The 18,808-nt window shown below is 59.4% G+C and carries 18 protein-coding genes; all 18 read left to right on the forward strand.

Going from position 1 to position 18,808, the window contains the following annotated elements:
* Positions 1-93: 93 nt before the first annotated feature.
* The 18 genes from tapM to PG898_RS12660 all read left to right on the forward strand — a co-directional run bounded on the left by tapM (position 94) and on the right by PG898_RS12660 (position 18,521).
* Positions 94-1,155, forward strand: a complete 1,062-nt coding sequence (gene tapM, locus PG898_RS12575) for a PilM family type IVa pilus assembly protein TapM (protein WP_041205206.1) — start codon at positions 94-96, stop codon at positions 1,153-1,155.
* Complete coding sequence (gene tapN, locus PG898_RS12580; protein WP_005329944.1) at positions 1,143-1,712, forward strand: PilN family type IV pilus biogenesis protein TapN; 570 nt, start codon at positions 1,143-1,145, stop codon at positions 1,710-1,712. Before tapM ends, tapN begins: the two co-directional genes overlap by 13 nt.
* Entirely contained in the window at positions 1,709-2,308 is a 600-nt protein-coding gene (gene tapO / locus PG898_RS12585) for a PilO family type IV pilus biogenesis protein TapO (protein WP_005329946.1), read from the forward strand. Before tapN ends, tapO begins: the two co-directional genes overlap by 4 nt.
* Positions 2,309-2,310: 2 nt before the next feature.
* The gene (locus PG898_RS12590; RefSeq protein WP_042649570.1) at positions 2,311-2,838 is read left to right on the forward strand and encodes a pilus assembly protein PilP; all 528 of its coding nucleotides are present in this window, start codon (positions 2,311-2,313) and stop codon (positions 2,836-2,838) included.
* Positions 2,839-2,854: 16 nt separating this feature from the next.
* Complete coding sequence (locus tag PG898_RS12595; RefSeq protein ID WP_226171876.1) at positions 2,855-5,080, forward strand: type IV pilus secretin PilQ; 2,226 nt, start codon at positions 2,855-2,857, stop codon at positions 5,078-5,080.
* Between the two features lie 191 nt (positions 5,081-5,271).
* On the forward strand, positions 5,272-5,790 hold the full coding sequence (gene aroK, locus PG898_RS12600; protein WP_005329951.1) for a shikimate kinase AroK: 519 nt from the start codon (positions 5,272-5,274) through the stop codon (positions 5,788-5,790).
* A 16-nt stretch (positions 5,791-5,806) separates the two neighbouring features.
* Complete coding sequence (aroB, locus tag PG898_RS12605; RefSeq protein ID WP_042649563.1) at positions 5,807-6,889, forward strand: 3-dehydroquinate synthase; 1,083 nt, start codon at positions 5,807-5,809, stop codon at positions 6,887-6,889.
* Positions 6,879-8,429, forward strand: a complete 1,551-nt coding sequence (locus PG898_RS12610) for an SPOR domain-containing protein (protein WP_226171880.1) — start codon at positions 6,879-6,881, stop codon at positions 8,427-8,429. The genes aroB and PG898_RS12610 overlap by 11 nt, the downstream gene beginning before the upstream one ends.
* A 70-nt stretch (positions 8,430-8,499) precedes the next feature.
* The gene (locus PG898_RS12615) at positions 8,500-9,372 is read left to right on the forward strand and encodes a Dam family site-specific DNA-(adenine-N6)-methyltransferase (protein ID WP_226171883.1); all 873 of its coding nucleotides are present in this window, start codon (positions 8,500-8,502) and stop codon (positions 9,370-9,372) included.
* A gap of 438 nt (positions 9,373-9,810) precedes the next feature.
* On the forward strand, positions 9,811-10,482 hold the full coding sequence (rpe, locus tag PG898_RS12620) for a ribulose-phosphate 3-epimerase (protein ID WP_041205203.1): 672 nt from the start codon (positions 9,811-9,813) through the stop codon (positions 10,480-10,482).
* Positions 10,472-11,137 carry a phosphoglycolate phosphatase gene (locus PG898_RS12625; RefSeq protein ID WP_226171886.1) on the forward strand — a complete coding sequence of 222 codons (666 nt, stop codon included), beginning with the start codon at positions 10,472-10,474 and terminating at the stop codon, positions 11,135-11,137. The genes rpe and PG898_RS12625 overlap by 11 nt, the downstream gene beginning before the upstream one ends.
* Positions 11,138-11,154: 17 nt before the next feature.
* Positions 11,155-12,159 carry a tryptophan--tRNA ligase gene (trpS, locus tag PG898_RS12630; protein ID WP_041205201.1) on the forward strand — a complete coding sequence of 335 codons (1,005 nt, stop codon included), beginning with the start codon at positions 11,155-11,157 and terminating at the stop codon, positions 12,157-12,159.
* A 123-nt stretch (positions 12,160-12,282) separates the two neighbouring features.
* The gene (locus PG898_RS12635; protein ID WP_005329964.1) at positions 12,283-12,498 is read left to right on the forward strand and encodes a hypothetical protein; all 216 of its coding nucleotides are present in this window, start codon (positions 12,283-12,285) and stop codon (positions 12,496-12,498) included.
* A 369-nt stretch (positions 12,499-12,867) separates the two neighbouring features.
* Positions 12,868-13,449, forward strand: a complete 582-nt coding sequence (locus PG898_RS12640; RefSeq protein WP_270824222.1) for an aminodeoxychorismate synthase component II — start codon at positions 12,868-12,870, stop codon at positions 13,447-13,449.
* Positions 13,450-13,726: 277 nt separating this feature from the next.
* Positions 13,727-14,944, forward strand: coding sequence for an aspartate aminotransferase family protein (locus PG898_RS12645; protein WP_029299369.1), 1,218 nt, complete (start codon positions 13,727-13,729; stop codon positions 14,942-14,944).
* A 75-nt stretch (positions 14,945-15,019) separates the two neighbouring features.
* A complete protein-coding gene (gene astA / locus PG898_RS12650) occupies positions 15,020-16,039 on the forward strand; it encodes an arginine N-succinyltransferase (RefSeq protein WP_270824221.1) in 1,020 nt (339 codons plus the stop codon).
* 65 nt (positions 16,040-16,104) lie between these two features.
* Entirely contained in the window at positions 16,105-17,574 is a 1,470-nt protein-coding gene (gene astD, locus PG898_RS12655) for a succinylglutamate-semialdehyde dehydrogenase (protein WP_270824220.1), read from the forward strand.
* A gap of 149 nt (positions 17,575-17,723) precedes the next feature.
* Entirely contained in the window at positions 17,724-18,521 is a 798-nt protein-coding gene (locus PG898_RS12660) for a DUF1338 domain-containing protein (RefSeq protein ID WP_042649569.1), read from the forward strand.
* Positions 18,522-18,808 lie beyond the last annotated feature (287 nt).

Here is an 18,808-nt window from a genome sequence, read left to right on the forward strand (position 1 = left end):
TGATAGATAGAGCATTATATTGAGTTAAGTCATCACGTCGTGATGCACTGTCCTACAATAAGTCCTAAAACCCAATAACGCATGGATGTGTATATGTTTGGGCTATTAAGTAAGGGATCCCTCCTCTCCTTGGCGGGCATTGATTTTGGCAGTCAAACCATCAAGGCCGTCACCCTCAGCGGACGTCCTGGCAAGGTGCATCTCGAATCGGTTGCCGAGATCCCCATGCCCAAGGGCACCCTGGTCGATTATCAACTGCAGGACATTGAACGGGTCGGTCAGTCCCTCAAGTCGCTCAAGCGGCTCATACAAGGGGACTGTCAGCTCGTGGCCACGGCCGTGACGGGCTCCAATGTCATCACCAAGGTCATTCAGGTTGATGCCAACATCAACGAGAACGAGCTGGAGAACCAGGTTCACCTGGAGGCAGAGCAGCTCATTCCCTTCCCCCTCGATGAGGTCAGTCTGGATTTCGAGATCCTCGGCCTGACGGCCGATGAGAGCCGCCAGGAGGTGCTGCTGAGTGCGGCGCGCACCGAGAGCGTCAACGGCCGGGTCAGTGCGCTGATGGAGGCCGATATGAAGACCATGGTGGTAGATGTGGGTGCCCATGCGCTGGGGCGTGCCGTGCTCGCCTGTCTACCCGAGCTGAAAACCTGGGACAAGCCGGTCGGTATCGTCGACATAGGCGCCAGTGCCATGACCTTTGCCGCGCTGCTCAAGGGGGAGGTCGTCTACTCTCGTCTGCAGAATTTCGGTGGCGATCAATACAGCCAGGCCCTGGCCTCTTTTTACAGCATGAGTCTGGATGAGGCGGAGCTTGCCAAGGTACAGGGTCGCTTGCCTGCCGACCATGAGGTGGATGTGTTGTTGCCTCATCTCAACACCCTGGTGTTGCAGGTAAAGCGTAATGTGCAGCTATTTTGCAGTTCGTCGGGCAACAAGGAACTGTCAAAACTGGTTCTGACGGGAGGGGGCAGCCTGCTGCCTGGTCTCGTCGGGCAGATAGGCAGCGAGCTCAACTGTGACGTCCTGCATCCCGACCCCTTTGCCTTGTTTGGCAAGCCGAAGGGAGAAGGAGGCCTCATCCATGGAGCCAAGTACATGGCGGCATTCGGTCTGGCACTGCGGAGCTTCACACCATGTCAAATATAAACCTACTGCCCTGGCGACTGGCCAGGGCCCAGCGTCAGAAGAAACAGTTTGGCATCATGATCGGTCTGTTCCTCGCGGCCACGGCCTCCCTTGCCTTTGCCGTCGACTGGCTGGTGCAGCAGCAGATCGGGTATCAGCAGCAGCGCAACCAACGTCTGCTGCAGGAGATGGCCACACTCGATACCCAGCTTGGCGAGATCCGGTTGCTCAAGGAGCGTCGCAAGGAACTGATCGACCGGATGCAGCTTATCGAGCAGTTGCAGACAAGACGCAACATACCGGTACGCCTGTTCAACCAGCTCCCCGTGCTGGTGCCCAACGGTGTCTACCTCAATACCCTGGCCTTGCAGGCCAACAGAATTGATGTCAACGGCAAGGCTGAAGCCTATGGCCGGGTTGCCAGCATGATGAGGCGCATCGATGGTTCGGGCTGGTTGGGGCAGTCTCAGCTCAGCACTATTTTCACTGCGGATGTGGCGCCCGTGGCCCTCAGCCAGTTCTCCATGATGTTCCAGATTGCTGGCGTAGCTCCGGCCGCGGCTAAGGGGCAAAAATGAACCTGCAACAGTTCAATGACCTGGATCTCAATGACATCGCGCGTTGGCCCAAGGTTGCCAAGGGGATCTTCATCCTGTTTTGCTGTGCCTTGCTGGGGGGGGCCATCTACTACTATGTGATTGCCAATTCCCTGACGGCCTTGCGGCAGGAGGCCGTCAAAGAGCAGGAGCTGAAGGCCCAATTCGAGAGCAAGGCCATGCTGGCTGCCAACCTGGAGGCATACCGGAAGCAGATGGTGCAACTGGAGCATTTGGTGGATGCCCAGCTCAAGCAGTTGCCCAACACCCATGAAGTGGCAGGGCTGCTGGATGACATCAGCTTTATCGCCACCGACAACGGGCTCAAATTGAACAGGATTAACTGGGAAGCAGAGGTCAAACACGAATTCTCGACCGAACTTCCCATGCGCATCGAGGTGGTGGGCACCTATCACGAGCTTGGCAAGTTCACGGCTGACATGGCTGCATTGCCGCGCATCGTCATCCTGGAGTCGTTTCAGCTCAATCAAAGCCGGGATCAGGGCGAATTGATAGGCATGTCCATGCAGGCCAAGACCTACAAATACAACGGTAAAACCCTGGAGCAGAAGCCATGAGCATGAGAGTGATAGGACTCTTCTTGCCGGTGCTGTTGTTGACGGCCTGCGGCGGGCAGGAAGACATGGACGAGTACGTACAACAAACCAAGGCGAGGCAACCCATCCCGATCGAACCCTTGCCGGAGATAAAACCCTTTTCCCCCATGGCCTATCAGCACAGCGATCAACGCAGCCCCTTCATTGAACCGCAACCTGAGACCAGTTCCAGAGTGGATGCGAAGACCAAGCCGGACTGCGCCCAGATAGTGGCGAATCGGGAGAAGGAGGTGCTGGAGCGCTATTCGCTGGCCAGTTTGAGCATGAAGGGATCCATCGGCAAGCAGGGACAGTTATGGGCGCTGATCAGGACCCCGGACGGGCAAGCCGTGCGTGTGGGGCTCAATCAGTACATGGGACTGGATCAGGGCAGAGTCATCAAGATAACGAATACTCATGTTGACTTGATGGAAACGGTACCGGATGGCAAAGGATGCTGGGTCACCCGAGAAACTCAGCTGGCCATGGCCAATCTCGACGCAAAACTATGATCAGGGATGAGCAGAGATGAGAACAACAATAAGAAGGATGAGCGGTGTGGCGCTGTTGTGGCTGGGCGCATGCGCTCAGGTGTGGGCGGTGCCAGCGTTGCAGGAGGTCAGGGTAAATCCGCTGTTGGCCGATCAGCTCTTGCTCGAGCTGAGCTTCAGCGAGCCTGTGAGCGGATTTACCGACAGACTGTCGTATGAACCCAATCAACTCTTGCTGCACGTGCCCGGAGCCATAGGCGCGCTGACGGTCAACCCGCTGCCCATCAAGCAGCAAGGGGTGGACAACCTCAAGGTGGAGGGCAAGGGGGAAGGGCTCGATATCAAGATAGCGCTCGATCAGCTGACCCCTTACCAGGTTCATCAACAGGGCAACAAATTGCTGGTGTCATTGGGAGAGAAGGCCGGTCAGCCAGTGGCTGCGACGACGACCTCTCCAAGTGCCAGTCCGTCAGCCCTTGTCAGGAGCCAGCCAGTGACCCAGTCGGCGCTGATTGATACCCAGCGGGTCGCTCAGAACCAGTCTCAATATCAGGCCCAGCCCGTCTCTGTCTCCTCTCCCGTGGCGGCTCCCGCCCCCGTTGCGGCCAGCAAACCCGTCCTGTCCGTCTCGCAGGCTAACGCGGGAGGTGCCTACTTCAACTCGGTCAAGGGGGTGGATTTTCGCCGTGGCAAGGAGGGGCAGGGGGAATTTCTCGTGACCCTGGATAACAGTTCGGCTGCAGTGGATGTGAGCAGTCGGGGCCAGAAGGTGCTCGCCAAGTTCCACGGTACCCGGATCCCGGATGAGCAACTCAATCTTATCAATGTGCAGGATTTTGCGACCCCGGTCTCCCAGGTGGAGGTGTTCCGCCAGGGCAATGACACCCTGTTTGAACTCTCGGTCAATGGCCAGTTTGATTATCGCTACGACCAGGCCGACAAGATGTTCATCATAGAGGTGAAAAAACGCGTCGCTACCACGACCGCGAAACAATATCAGGGAAAACCAATCTCATTGAATTTCCAGGATATTCCTGTACGAACCGTGCTGCAGATCATCGCCGACTTCAATAATCTCAACCTGGTGACCACGGATTCCGTCTCCGGCAATATCACGTTGCGTCTCGATGGTGTGCCCTGGGAACAGGCGCTCGACATCATTCTCAAGGTCAGAGGGCTCGACAAGCGGCTGGACAACAACATCCTGCTGGTGGCCCCGGCGGACGAGATTGCCGCACGAGAGAAACAGCAACTGGAGAGCCGAAATCAGGTGGCCGATCTGGCGCCGCTCTATACCGAATATTTGCAGATCAACTATGCCAAGGCATCCGAAGTGGCGGCCCTGCTCTCCTCCGAGAGCACCAAGCTGCTCTCTCCCAGAGGCGCAGTGAGCGTGGACGAACGCACCAACGTGCTGGTGGTCAAAGACACGGCGGATGTCATCGGCAACGTCAAGCGGATGCTGGATATCCTCGATATCCCGGTCAAGCAGGTGGTGATCGAGGCGCGCATGGTGACCATAGACGACGGCTTTGACGAGGCATTGGGCGTGCGGTGGGGGGTGACCAAGACGGATGGCCATGGCAATGGCACCTCTGGCACCATAGAGGGCAATGATGGCGCTGGTAATAATGACGGCAGCTCCACCATCACGCGCCCCGGCGTGGAAGACAGGCTCAACGTCAACCTGCCGGTGACCAACGCCGCCGGTACCCTGGCCTTCCAGGTTGCCCGTCTCGCCAATGGCACTCTGCTCGACCTTGAACTGTCGGCGCTGGAGAAGGAGAGCAAGGCCGAGATCATTGCAAGCCCTCGGGTCACCACGGCGAACCAGAAACCGGCTTTGATCGAACAGGGGACCGAGATCCCTTATGTGGAGTCCTCTTCCAGCGGGGCGACCTCGGTCACCTTCAAGAAGGCGGTGCTGAGTCTCAAGGTCACGCCACAGATCACCCCCGACAACAGGGTCATCCTGGATTTGACCGTGACCCAGGATACCAAGGGGGAAACTGTCCCGACCGGTACTGGGGATGCAGTCTCCATCAACGCCCAGTCCATCACCACCCAGGTGCTGGTCAACAATGGTGAGACCCTGGTGCTGGGCGGCATCTATCAACAGACCATCAAGAACGACGTCAGCAAGGTACCGCTGCTGGGGGATATTCCCGGCCTCGGTTATCTGTTCAAGAAAACCACCAGTGAGAACAAGAAGCGTGAACTGCTGATCTTCGTGACCCCGAGGATAGTCACCGACGCCCTCTGAAAACTTTACATGTGAGGGTAAAACACATATAACCTTACGCCCCGATGAGGCTGGGGCGTAAGGGCTGCGGTTGCCAGTCCTGGTTTCTATTGAGATAATCCCCCTCCTGATCCATCGCAAGATAAGGTTCATAGGTACCCCGGTCGAGTAGTTACCGGGGCCATACAGTTTGTAATTACTAACGAAAAGACATGGCTGAGAAACGCAATATTTTCCTGATAGGTCCCATGGGTGCGGGCAAGAGCACCATAGGTAGACATCTGGCAGAACAACTGCACATGGAGTTTTTCGACTCAGATCATGAGATTGAGCGCCGCAGTGGTGCCGATATCGGCTGGGTGTTCGATGTTGAAGGCGAAGAGGGTTTCCGGATCCGCGAAGAGAAGGTGATCGGTGAACTCGCCGAGCAGCAGGGTATCGTGCTGGCAACGGGCGGCGGCGCCATCAAGAGCCGTGAAACCCGCAACAAACTCTCTGCGCGCGGCATCGTGGTCTACCTCGAAACCACCATTGAAAAGCAACTGGCGCGTACCCAGAGAGACAAGCGTCGCCCCCTGTTGCAAACCGAAGAGCCGCCCCGCGAAGTGCTGGAGCGTCTGGCCCTCGAGCGCAACGCCCTGTATGAAGAAGTCGCAGACTTTGTCATCCAGACGGATGATCAAAGTGCAAAAGTTGTAGCTAATCAAATCGTTAAGTTGATTGGTATGTAATCAATAGAGGACGTCCATGGAAAGGTTGAAGGTCGAACTGGGTGAGCGCAGCTACCCGATTGAGATAGCTGCTGGTCTGTTGCAACGCCCCGAGGTGCTGACGCAGACGATCAAGGGCAAGCGGGTCATGATAGTGACCAACACTGTCGTCGCCCCCTTGTATCTTGAGCAGATCATTCAGTTGCTGCCCGGTTTTCAGGTTGAACACCTGATATTGCCGGATGGCGAGGCCTACAAGACCCTGGCTACCTTCGAGCGGATCATGTCTGCTCTGCTGGAAACCAGTCATGGTCGTGACACCACCCTCATCGCCCTGGGGGGCGGCGTGATAGGCGACGTTGTCGGCTTTGCTGCGGCAAGCTATCAACGAGGCATTCCGTTCATTCAGGTGCCTACCACACTGCTCTCCCAGGTTGACTCCTCCGTCGGCGGCAAGACCGCCGTCAACCACCCTCTTGGCAAAAACATGGTGGGCGCCTTCTATCAGCCCAAGCATGTGATCATCGACACCGATTGCCTCAAGACCCTGCCTGCGCGGGAGTTTGCAGCCGGCATGGCCGAGGTGATCAAGTACGGCATCATCTGGGATGAGGCCTTCTTCTCCTGGCTCGAAGTCAACATGGTGCGGCTGCAACGCCTTGACGCAGATGCTCTTTCTTACGCCATTCGCCGTTGCTGTGAAATCAAGGCCGACGTGGTCGGTCAGGACGAGACCGAGCACGGCGTCCGTGCCCTGCTGAACCTGGGCCACACCTTCGGCCATGCCATCGAGGCAGAGAAGGGCTATGGCAACTGGCTCCATGGGGAGGCGGTGGCGGCGGGCATGATGCTGGCGGCCGAGACGGCCCTGGCCCGTGGCGACATGACGGCGCAAGAGGTGGCACGCGTCCGCGACCTGTTGCTGGCGGCCGATCTGCCGGTGCTGGCGCCGCCCGAGATGGATTTTGCCGCCTTCATTCGCCATATGCGCCGTGACAAGAAGGTGCTGGAAGGCAAGCTGCGGCTGGTGTTACCAGTCGGGATCGGGCAGGCCCAGGTAGTGGCCGATGTGACGGATATGCAGTTGATGGCGGTGATCGAGTCTGGTCGTGACCAATAACAAATTGCTTAAACTGCCTTCCCAGCGGCAGCTGGTTGACCGGCTGCTGCATCTGATTGAGTTCAATCACCCCTTTATTTTTCTCTCCGGCAAGCCCGGCAGCGGCCGTGGCACCCTGTGTGAATCCCTGCTGGCCCAATTGCCTGACCAGGTGCGGGTGGTTAGCCTCATCGGCAGTCCGGCCATGAAGATGGCAGACGTGCGCCAGTTGCTGCTTCAGCAGGTGGTGGCGCGCCCCCTGTTCAATGCACAGGATGCGCTGGCCGACAGCTTCTTCCGCATGCTGGAGGGCAAGTCTTCCACCCTGCTGCTCATGATCGAGCGTGCCGACACCTTGCCGACCGAACTGGTGGGGGAGCTGTGGGCGCTTGGTCGCCACAACGATACACTGGCCTCTCCCCATAAACTGGCCATTCTGCTCTCGGGCAGTGACGTCTGGTGTCGCGATCAGAAGAGTGCCCTCAAGGGGCGTGCCATGCCCGCGCTCGAGCTGGAAGTCGCGCCACTGAGCGCACCGGAGCAGCGCATCTTCTTGTATGAGAAGGCCAAGGAGCTGAAGATCCCGGCGGCCCTCTTGCCCAAGCCCAAAGTGGAAGAGATCCTGAAGGGGGCGGGGGGGCACCCTTCCGCCATCATGCAGTCATTGGAGGATGTCATGACCGACAGAAGGCCCAAGAAACGTCAGGCCGAGTTGCCCGTCAAGAAAATTGCGACCGTGCTGGCCCTGGCGGCCGCTGGTTTGCTGGCGCTGAGTTACCTCCCTCTGTTCGAGGAGGCGGGCAAGGGTGAGACCCCGGCCTCGTCCCAGTCCCAGGGGATGGCGTTGCCCAACCCTGTCGCCACAGATCCACTCAGCATCGGCACGGCGAGCGGGTCCCAGTCGACTCAGGGCGGTGGCACGACATCTGGGGAGCAGGGAGGCCAGCAGGTTGCCCGGGATTGGCAGCCCGATGCCAAGACTTTGCCCAAGAAGGTCGAGAGCGAGACAGTCACCACGGAGTCGAGCAATTACGAGGGGCGACGTGTCGTCATCTCCGACGAAGTGGTCGAAAAGCTGATGACGCAGCCCAACATCAGCGGCGCCCTGCCGACGACGGTGGTGGACGAGCTGATTGGAGGGAGTTCCCGTGCGGCCCCGACCGTGGAAACGGCACAGCCCAAGACACAGAACTCGGCACCTGTTGCCAAGGCGACGCCCACTCCTGCCGCGGCTACGCCCGCTGCGGCGCCAGCGCCCAAGGTGGCCCTGACGCCGGCGGCAACCCTCAACAAGAAAGTGAGGAACCACTACAGCATCCAGCTGATGGGGGCGAGCAATACCCAGGCGGTCGACAGTTTCGTGGCCGAGCATGGGTTGGCGGGCAAGGTCTGGGTCTACAAGACCCGCTTCCGTGGCAGCCCCTGGTACGTGGTGGTGCAGGGCGACTATGCCAACAGCACCCAGGCCAAGGCGGCGATCCGCAAGCTCACCCCCGCCTTGCTCAAGGGACAACCCTGGCCCAAGTCATTTGCCCAGATACAAAAAGAATTGAAGCAATAGCCAGTCGCCCGGCGAAGGGGGTAGAATCGTCCCCCTTTTTTGGGCATTGCCTTCTTAACACCGGACTTCCATGAAAAAAACACGCGCGTTTTTAAAATGGGCCGGGGGAAAATACTCCCTGGTCGAAGAGATTGCCGAGCGCTTGCCGGCCGGGCGTGTGTTGCTGGAGCCTTTCGTCGGAGCGGGCTCGGTGTTTCTCAACACGGATTACGATGCCTATGTGCTCAACGACATCAATCCGGATCTGATCGGTCTCTACAATCATCTCAAGCGGCAGCCGGACAACTTCATCCGCGAGGCGCGCAAGCTGTTTGTGGCCGAGCACAACCACAAGACTGCCTATTATCGGCTGCGCACCCAGTTCAACCAGACCGAAGCCGGGTTCGAAAGGTCTCAGCTGTTCCTGTTTCTGAATCGCCACGGGTTCAACGGTCTGTGTCGCTACAACAAGAAGGGCGGTTTCAACGTGCCGTTCGGCTCGTACAAGAAGCCCTATTTCCCGGAGAAAGAGCTGTGGGCTTTCGCCGAGAAGGCACAGAAGGCCACCTTCATCTGTGAGAGTTATGCCGATGCCATGGCCAGGGCGGATGAGGATTGGGTGATCTACTGCGATCCCCCCTATGCGCCGCTCTCCACCACGGCGAGCTTCACCACCTACTCGGCCGGCGGCTTCACTCTGGATGACCAGGCGCTGCTGGCCAGGCTGGCCCGTCATACCGCCGCCCACAAGGGGGTGCCAGTGCTCATCAGCAACCACGACATCGAGCTGACCCGGGAGCTCTACCGCGGGGCCCGGCTGGACGAGATCCTGGTCAAGCGCACCATCAGCCGCAACGGCGGCAGCCGCAACAAGGTAGCCGAGTTGCTGGCGCTCTATCCGCCCGGCATCGCCCCCGAGCAGGGCCATTACCCCGGTGAGGCCGAACTGGTCTCCGTCGGTTGAATCATGAACGGTCCCTGCGGGGACCGTTGTCGTTTCTGACTGGGCGAGAGCGAGATCCGGGTCGGCTGTACGAGCGGATCATTGTCATCGCGTGTATTGCGGCAGGACTCGCGGTCCGCGTCTTCTGCACTTGCGGGTCGTTTTCATTCCATGTTTGCGGTGAGACTCGCGGTCCGCATCTTCTGCAGGTGCGGGTCGTTTTCATTCCGTGTTTGTGGTGAGACTCGCGGTCCGCGTCTTCTGCACTTGCGGGTGGTTTTCATTCCACGTTTGCGGTGAGACTCGCGGTCCGCATCTTCTGCAGGTGAGGGTCGTTTTCATTCCGTGTTTGTGGTGAGACTCGCGGTCCGCGTCTTCTGCACTTGCGGGTCGTTTTCATTTCACGTTTGCGGTAAAATTGCGCCGCTTTTTCTGCCACGCTGCCAATGGATGACGCTGATGAAAGACTTTCTGATTGCCCCCTCTATCCTCTCCGCCGACTTTGCCCGTCTGGGTGAGGATGTGGCCAAGGTGCTGGCCGCCGGGGCCGACGTGGTGCACTTCGACGTGATGGACAACCATTATGTCCCCAACCTGACCATAGGCCCCATGGTCTGTCAGGCCCTGCGTGACTACGGCATCGAAGCCCCCATCGATGTGCACCTGATGGTCAAGCCGGTGGATCGCATCGTGCCCGATTTTGCCAAGGCGGGTGCGAACCTGATCACCTTCCACCCGGAAGCCTCCGATCACGTGGACCGCACTCTGGGTCTCATCAAGGAGCAGGGTTGCCAGGCCGGTCTGGTGCTGAACCCGGCCACGCCGCTCACCTGCCTCGAGTATGTGATGGACAAGCTGGACGTGATCCTGCTGATGTCGGTCAACCCGGGTTTCGGTGGTCAGAGCTTCATCCCCGGCACCCTCGACAAGCTGCGTCAGGTGCGTCGCCTGATCGATGAGAGCGGTCGTGACATTCGCCTCGAGATCGACGGTGGCGTCAAGGTGGAGAACATCCGCGAGATCGCCGCCGCCGGGGCTGACATGTTCGTGGCGGGCTCTGCCATCTTTGGCAAGCCGGATTACAAGGCGGTGATCGATCAAATGCGGGCGGAGCTGGCTCATGTCCGTTGAACGTCCCTTCGATCTGGTGCTGTTCGATCTGGATGGCACCCTGATCGACAGCGCTTCCCAACTGGCGTTGGCGGTCAACCGCACCCTGACCGATCTGGGGCTGGCCGAGGTTGACGAAGCCGTGGTACGCACCTGGGTCGGCAATGGCGCCGACAAGTTGATCCAGCGTGCCCTCGATTACCGCGAGGCGCCCGAGCTGTTTGCCAGGGCCCGCCCCCTGTTTGACCAGCACTATCAGGCCTGCCTGCTGCAAGGGTTGGCCATGTATGACGGTGTGGAGCAGAGCCTGCGCCGCCTGCAGGCGCTCGGCTACCGGCAGGCCGTGGTGACCAACAAGCCGAGTCACTTCGTGCAGCCCATTCTGGATGCCCTCGGCATCGGCGACTGTTTCGCTCTCTGGCTGGGGGGCAACTGCGTGCCCGTCAAGAAACCGAGCCCGGATCCACTGCTGCACGCCTGCCACGAGCTTGGCGTCAGCCCGTCCCGCACCCTGATGGTGGGGGACTCCGAAAATGATGTGCTGGCCGCCCAGGCCGCCGGCATGAAGGTGGTGGGGCTCACCTACGGCTACAACTATGGCCGTCCCATCGCGGATTCCCGCCCTGACTGGGTATGCGAGCAGTTTGCAGAGCTCGATGCCCTGTTGGCTGAATAACAAGGAGCAACACATTCATGGCTAAACCAATCGTATTGAGCGGGGCCCAACCCTCGGGCCAGCTGACCATAGGCAACTACATGGGCGCTTTGCGTCAGTGGGTCAACATGCAGGATGACTTCGACTGCCTCTACTGCATCGTCGATCTGCATGCCATCACCACCCGCCAGGAGCCTGCCGCCCTGCGCAAGGCGTGCCTGGATGCCGCCGCCCTCTATCTGGCGGTCGGCATTGATCCGGCCAAGAGCACCGTCTTCATCCAGTCCCACGTGCCGCAGCACGCCGAGCTCGGCTGGATCCTGAACTGCTACACCCAGATGGGCGAGCTGTCGCGCATGACCCAGTTCAAGGACAAGTCCGCCCGTTTCGAGAACAACGTCAACGTCGGCCTGTTTGGCTATCCGGTGCTGATGGCGGCGGACATCCTGCTCTATCAGGCCAACCAGGTGCCGGTCGGCAACGACCAGAAGCAGCATCTGGAGCTGACTCGCGACATCTGCACCCGGTTCAACAACCTGTACGGTGAGGTATTCACCCTGCCTGAGCCCTTCATCCCGACCGACGGTGCCCGGGTGATGAGCCTGCAGGATCCCACCAAGAAGATGTCCAAGTCCGACGACAACGAGGCGAACTTCATCGGCCTGCTGGAAGATCCCAAGCAGATCGTCAAGAAGATCAAGCGGGCGATGACCGATTCCGACGAGCCGGCCGTGGTGCGCTTCGATCCCGAGAACAAGCCGGGGGTCTCCAACCTGCTGACCCTGATGTCCGGGGTGACAGGCCGCTCCATCCCCGAGCTCGAGCAGCACTTCGAGGGCAAGATGTACGGCCACCTCAAGAGCGAGACGGCCGATGCCGTGGTCGCCCTGCTGGAGCCCATCCAGGCACGCTTCCGCGAGCTGCGTCAGGATGAGACTCATCTGCAGGCAATTTTGGCGGCTGGCGCACAAAAGGCGCGGGAAAGGGCTGAAAAAACCCTGACCAGCGTATATGATGTCGTCGGCTTCGTTCCTCGAGCCTGACATACTGGGAAGGTGTAGTCGTAGAGAGCTGGGTATTTGCCTGGCTTTCTTTGTTTTACCCGACCCCTGGTTCGTCAATTCAACTTCCAATGTCAAACGCGGGTTCTTGCCCCAAGAGAAAGCATGTCTGTCGAATCACATACCCCGATTGAAGAACTGAGTGACAAGGGCAACTGGCTGCGCAAGTTTCGCAAGGCCAAGAACCTCAACACCCTGCAGCTGATGGTCTCCAATGCCATCGACAAGCACCACAAGACCCCGGCCATCGCTGCCGCCATCTATCTGGCCGAGTGCCAGCGCGAGCGCGAGCTGGAGCAGGGACGTTATCTGGATCGCTGAGGTGCTCTCCCGGCTTCTGCCCATCTGCTGGGTTGCCATGCCACACCCCGCTTTCGGCACTTAAGCCGTGCCCGCCTTTCCCCCTTCCTGCTCCCGAGCCCAGCCCATGGGCTATCCGGTGTCTTCTGCCTGTTCTCGTCCGTTTCCCCGTTGAGGGGCATAGGTTGGTCAGCCTCATGGGGACAACGTCTTCGAGATGGCAGGGATGTTTTGCTGAGTAAAAACCAGAAGCCACCATCCATGCCCGCGTGATGACCCCTCAGCGGTTTATTAACGGGGGCAGACATGCCAGAATGCGCGGCGTTTGTCCGTGGACGGCCGGCAGGCGCAGTCTGCTTACCGTCTCTGTTCTATTCCCAGGGTTCTCTCATGCTGCTACTCATCGACAACTACGACTCCTTTACCTGGAATCTGGTGCAATATTTTGGCGCCCTGGGACAGGAGGTAGTGGTGAAGCGCAATGACGAGCTGACGCTGGACGCCATTGCCCGGCTCTCTCCCCGTTATCTGGTGATTTCTCCCGGTCCCTGCACCCCCAATGAGGCGGGTATCTCGCTGGCGGCCATCGCCCGTTTTGCCGGCCAGCTCCCCATTCTCGGCGTCTGCCTCGGTCACCAGTCGCTGGCGCAGGCCTTCGGTGCCAGGGTGGTGCGCGCCCGTCAGGTGATGCACGGCAAGACCTCGCTCATTCGCCATCGCGGCGAGGGGGTATTCAAGGGGCTCAACGACCCGCTGCGGGTCACTCGTTACCATTCGCTCATCGTGGAGCGCGATACCTTGCCCGATTGTCTCGAGCTCACCGCCTGGAGCGAACATGCCGATGGCAGCCCGGACGAGATCATGGGCCTGCGCCATAAGCAGTTGAATATAGAGGGCGTTCAGTTCCATCCGGAGAGCATTTTGAGCGAGCAGGGTCATCAGTTGCTGGCCAATTTTTTGGCTAATCCCTGAATAGTTGTGACCGGCCTCCCAGAATTGAAAGGAGGCCAAAAATATTTTCCCTGACACTTTATTCACCTCCCTCCCTGTCCAAATTATCTCTTGCCAACACCCCCTGAGCCGTTATGCAATGCGGTTGCCTAAAATCTCACGGGCAGTCGAACATTGTTCCCTGTAACGCGCTTTGTTGCAGACTTTTAGCTTTTTTTCTGTGACAATGCCGATGTGTTTACATGGATTTAACTTTTGGGCGGTGGATTATTCTGTCGCCAGATCGAAGGAGAGCAATATGTCAGAGTTGTTGGCAGTGACACGTGAAGTGTTTGATGAAGTGATGGTTCCCAACTATGCGCCCGCCAAGATCATCCCGGTGCGTGGTGAAGGGTCACGTGTCTGGGATCAGGAAGGCCGTGAGTATGTGGATTTCGCCGGCGGGATCGCCGTCAATGGCCTGGGCCATTGCCATCCCAAGCTGGTCGAGGCCCTGAAAACCCAGGGCGAGAAGCTGTGGCACCTCTCCAACGTGATGACCAACGAGCCGGCCCTGCGCCTGGCCAAGAAGCTGGTCGCCGCGACCTTCGCCGACAAGGTCTATTTCTGCAACTCAGGTGCCGAAGCCAACGAAGCCGCCCTCAAGCTGGCCCGTCGCTACGCCATCGAGAAGTTCGGTGCCCACAAGACCCAGATCATCGCCTTCCACCAGGGTTTCCACGGTCGTACCTTCTTTACCGTCAGCGTCGGTGGCCAGGCTGCCTACTCCGATGGTTTCGGTCCGAAGCCCGCAGACATCACCCACGTGGCCTACAACGATCTGGCGGAGCTGGCTGCCGTCATCTCCGACAATACCTGCGCCGTGGTGATGGAGCCGCTGCAGGGTGAAGGTGGCATCATTCGTCCCACCGACGAGTTTGCCAAAGGGGTGCGCGAGCTGTGCGACAAGCACAACGCCCTGCTGATCTATGACGAAGTGCAATCCGGCGTCGGTCGTACCGGCGATCTGTTTGCCTACATGGGTCTGGGCGTCACGCCGGATATCCTCACCAGCGCCAAGGCGCTGGGCGGCGGCTTCCCCATCGGCGCCATGCTGACCACTACCGACATCGCCTCCCACCTGAAAGTGGGCACTCACGGCTCCACCTACGGCGGCAACCCGCTGGCCTGCGCGGTGGCCGAGGCGGTGATCGACGTGGTCAACACCCCGGAAGTGCTCAGCGGCATCAAGCAGCGCGAACAGCTGTTCCGCGAGGGTCTCGAAGCCATCAACGCCAAGTATCACTGCTTCAGCGAAGTGCGCGGCAAGGGTCTGCTGCTGGGCGCCGTGCTGAACGACGACTACAAGGGGCGCTCGCGCGACTTCCTGCTGGCCTCCATCGACCAGGGGCTGATGGCGCTGGTAGCCGGCACCAACGTGGTGCGTTTTGCGCCGTCTCTGGTTATTCCGGAAGCGGATATCAAGGAAGGGCTGGTACGGTTCGAGAAAGCGGTTGCCCAGGTGGTTAACGCCTGATCCAAATTGAGGTGGGGAGCCCTCCCGGCAGGAGCCGGGACCCCACCTGTCGTCAATGAAAGGGAGTTGTCATTTATGTTGGTTATCCGTCCCATCGAGCAAAAAGATTTTGCCGGTCTCAAGACCTGTGCCATCGAATCCGGCACCGGCATGACTTCGTTGCCCGTCAACGATGAACTGCTGCAGCGCAAGATAGACGCTTCCACCCAGACCTTTTCGGACAAGCCTGCGGGCAAGGGTGACTGCCTCTATTTCTTCGTCGCCGAGGATCTGGAGACCGGCGAAATGGTCGGTACCTGCGCCATCGATGCGGCCGTGGGCCTGTCCCAGCCGTTCTACAACTATCATATCGGCAAGGTGGTGCACTCTTCCCCCAAGCTCGGCATCTACAACGTGGTCGAGACGCTCACCCTCTCCAACGACTACACCGGCAACTCCGAGTTGTGCACCCTGTTTCTGCGCGAATGTGCCCGTGAGGGGCTCAATGGCCGTCTGCTCTCCAAGCACCGTTTCCTGTTCATGGCCGAGCACCCCGAGCTGTTTGACAAGACCGTCTTCGCCGAAATGCGCGGCGTCTCTGATGAGAACGGTCACAGCCCCTTCTACGAGTGGCTGCAAAAGCATTTCTTCTCGATGGACTTTCCCACCGTCGACTACCTCACCGGCATCGGCAAGAAGCGCTTCATCGCCGAGCTGATGCCCAAGTACCCCATCTACGTCAATCTGCTGAGCAACGAGGCACGCGCTGTCATCGGTCAGACCCACGAGAAGACCCGTCCGGCCATCAAGATGCTGCAGGACGAGGGCTTCGTGAACCGTGGTTATGTCGACATCTTCGATGCCGGCCCCACCGTCGAGTGCGATGTGAAGCACATCCGCAGCGTGCGCCGCAGCCAGAAGCTGGCGGTGCTGGTGGGTGAACCCATCGGCGGTCATACCTATCTCGTCTGCAACGCCAGGTTTGAACAATACCGCGCCTGCTACGGCAACATCCGGGTCGATCTGGACAAGCACGAAGCCATCATACCGCCCAAGATGGCGGCCGCCCTCAAGGTGGAGAGTGGCGACATGGTTCGGGTCGTCGATCTGGAATAACGGATCCATATCACCACATTGAAGCAGGCTGCCGAGGCGGCCTGTGCACCACAGGGAGTGAATTGATGATGTCTTTAGTCCAGTTTATCGATGGCCAGTGGCTGGCCGGCGAAGGCAAGCCGTTCGAATCAAAAGATCCGGCCAAGAACGAAGTAATTTGGCGCGGGGAGGCGGCCAGCGCTGCTCAGGTGGATGCCGCCGTCAAGGCGGCCCGCGCGGCCTTCTACCATTGGTCTGATCTGGCCCTCGAGGATCGTCTGGCCGTAGTACGCCGTTATGCCGATCTGCTCGGTGAGCACAAGGAGGCGCTGGCCCTGACCATCGCCCGGGAAACCGGCAAGCCGCTGTGGGAGACCCGCACCGAAGTGGCGGCCATGCAGGGCAAGATCGCCATCTCCATCCGCGCTCATGACGAGCGCACCGGCACGGTGGAGAACCCCATGCCCGGTGCCAAGGCGTTCGTGCGCCACAAGCCCCACGGCGTGGTCGCCGTGTTCGGCCCCTACAACTTCCCGGGTCACCTGCCCAACGGTCACATAGTGCCTGCGCTTATCGCGGGTAACGCCGTGGTGTTCAAGCCCTCCGAGCTGACCCCCATGGTGGCCGAGGCCATGCTCAAGGTATGGCAGGAGGCGGGGCTGCCCAAGGGGGTGCTCAACCTGGTGCAGGGCGAGGTCGAGACCGGCAAGGCGCTGGCGGGCAATCCGGACATCGATGGCCTCTTCTTCACTGGTTCGTCACGCACTGGCCACTTCCTGCACCAGCAGTTTGCCGGTCAGCCGGGCAAGATCCTGGCCCTGGAGATGGGGGGCAACAACCCTCTCATCGTCAAGGATGTGAGCGACATCGACGGTGCCGTCCATGCCATAGTCCAGTCTGCCTTCATTACTTCCGGCCAGCGCTGCACCTGCTCGCGCCGTCTGTTTGTCGAGCGCGGCGCCCAGGGCGATGCGCTGGTCAAGCGGCTGGTGGAGGTGGTCGGCCAGATCAAGGTCGGTCATTACGATGACGAGGCTCAGCCCTTTATGGGCGCCATGATCAGCGAGCGTGCGGCGCTTGGCATGGTCGAGGCGCAGGCCAAGCTGCAGCAACTGGGGGGAGAGAGCCTGCTCGCTCTCAAGTATCTGGAGGCGGGCACCGGTTTCGTCTCTCCGGGCATCATCGACGTGACCGCGGTCAAAGCGCTGCCGGACGAAGAGTACTTCGGCCCGCTGCTGCAGCTCATTCGCTACGACGACTTCGATACCGCCATCGACCAGGGCAACGCCACCAGCTTCGGCCTCTCGGCTGGCCTGCTCGGTGACAACGAGGCGGACTGGAACCACTTTTTCAAGCGGATCCGTGCCGGCATCGTCAACTGGAACAAGCCCATCACCGGCGCCTCCAGTGCCGCGCCATTCGGTGGCATCGGTGCCTCCGGGAACCACAGAGCGAGCGCCTACTACGCCGCTGACTACTGTGCCTATCCGGTCGCCTCGGTGGAAGACAGCAAGGCCGCGATGCCGGATCAGCTGTCCCCGGGTTTGACCTTCTAATCGAGAAGGAGGGGGTTGATGTGGCAGGAGAGGCCCAACGCCGCCGACGACTGCGTCATACCCCCGGTCTGATCTTCTGATAACAAGAAAATAAAAGAGGGGCACTGAACAGGTGCCCTTGTCTGTACCCGCAATCAAAGGAAAGAGAGATGCAAAAGGATATCGAGACCCTGTTTGGCCATCTGTGGGACAACTACATTCAAGTCACCCCCAGTGCCCACAAGGTTCACCAACTGCTGGGGGGCGGAGCCCCCATCATCAACGATCACGTGGCGTTTCGTACCTACAACTTGCCCAAGCTCGGCCTCGAGAAACTGGCGGCCCACTTCCGTGCCCTGGGCTACGAGGAGAAAGGCGAGTATGTGTTCAAGGCCAAGAAGCTCTATGCCAAGCACTTCGAACATGCCGATCCGGATGCGCCCAAGGTGTTCATCAGCGAGCTGAAGGTGGAAGAACTCTCGGAAGGCGCCCAGGCCATCATCCACAAGCTGGTGGATCAGGTGCCCGATCACCTGACCGACACTCCAGCCTTCCTCTACACCGGTGCCCCCTGGCAGGTTTCCCACGCCGACTACCAGACGCTGCTGGCAGAGAGCGAGTACGCCGCCTGGATGGCCGCCTGGGGTTACCGTGCCAACCACTTCACCGTCAACATCAACCGCTTGAAGGATTTCGACACCATCCAGCAGGTCAATGCAGCCCTGAAAGCGGCGGGCTTCGTGCTCAACACCGTCGGCGGCGAGGTGAAGGGGGATCCCCAGGTGATGCTGGAGCAATCCTCCACCATGGCGGACAAGGCCGAGGTGCCCTTCAGCGACGGCGTGCGCACCATCCCAAGCTGCTTTTACGAGTTTGCCCTGCGCTACCCGCAGGCCGACGGCGTGCTCTACCCGGGCTTCGTCGAAGCGTCGGCCGACAAGATCTTCGAATCCACCAACGCCATGTAATGGCCACCATGAAAACAACGCCCCGCCTGGGGCGTTTTTATTTTGGATTAAATACGGTCAAATTATTGCTGTGGTGTAGTGCCCTGTCGGGCTAAGCGCTTGCCCAAAGGAATGAATAAAGTCATTTGATATACATCATTGAAATATTCCATTAAACAGATGATGCCGAAACTAAATGCTGAACTGTGTCTGTAGCATGTGACTGATTTTTAAGGAAGGTGCGAACAAGTCCCTGATATGAGATCATGTTTGTCATCTGGAGCCATGGAACAGGGTTCATCATGAGT

Source organism: Aeromonas sp. QDB31 (assembly GCF_027707605.1).
In the GTDB taxonomy this organism is placed as follows: Bacteria; Pseudomonadota; Gammaproteobacteria; order Enterobacterales; family Aeromonadaceae; genus Aeromonas; species Aeromonas media.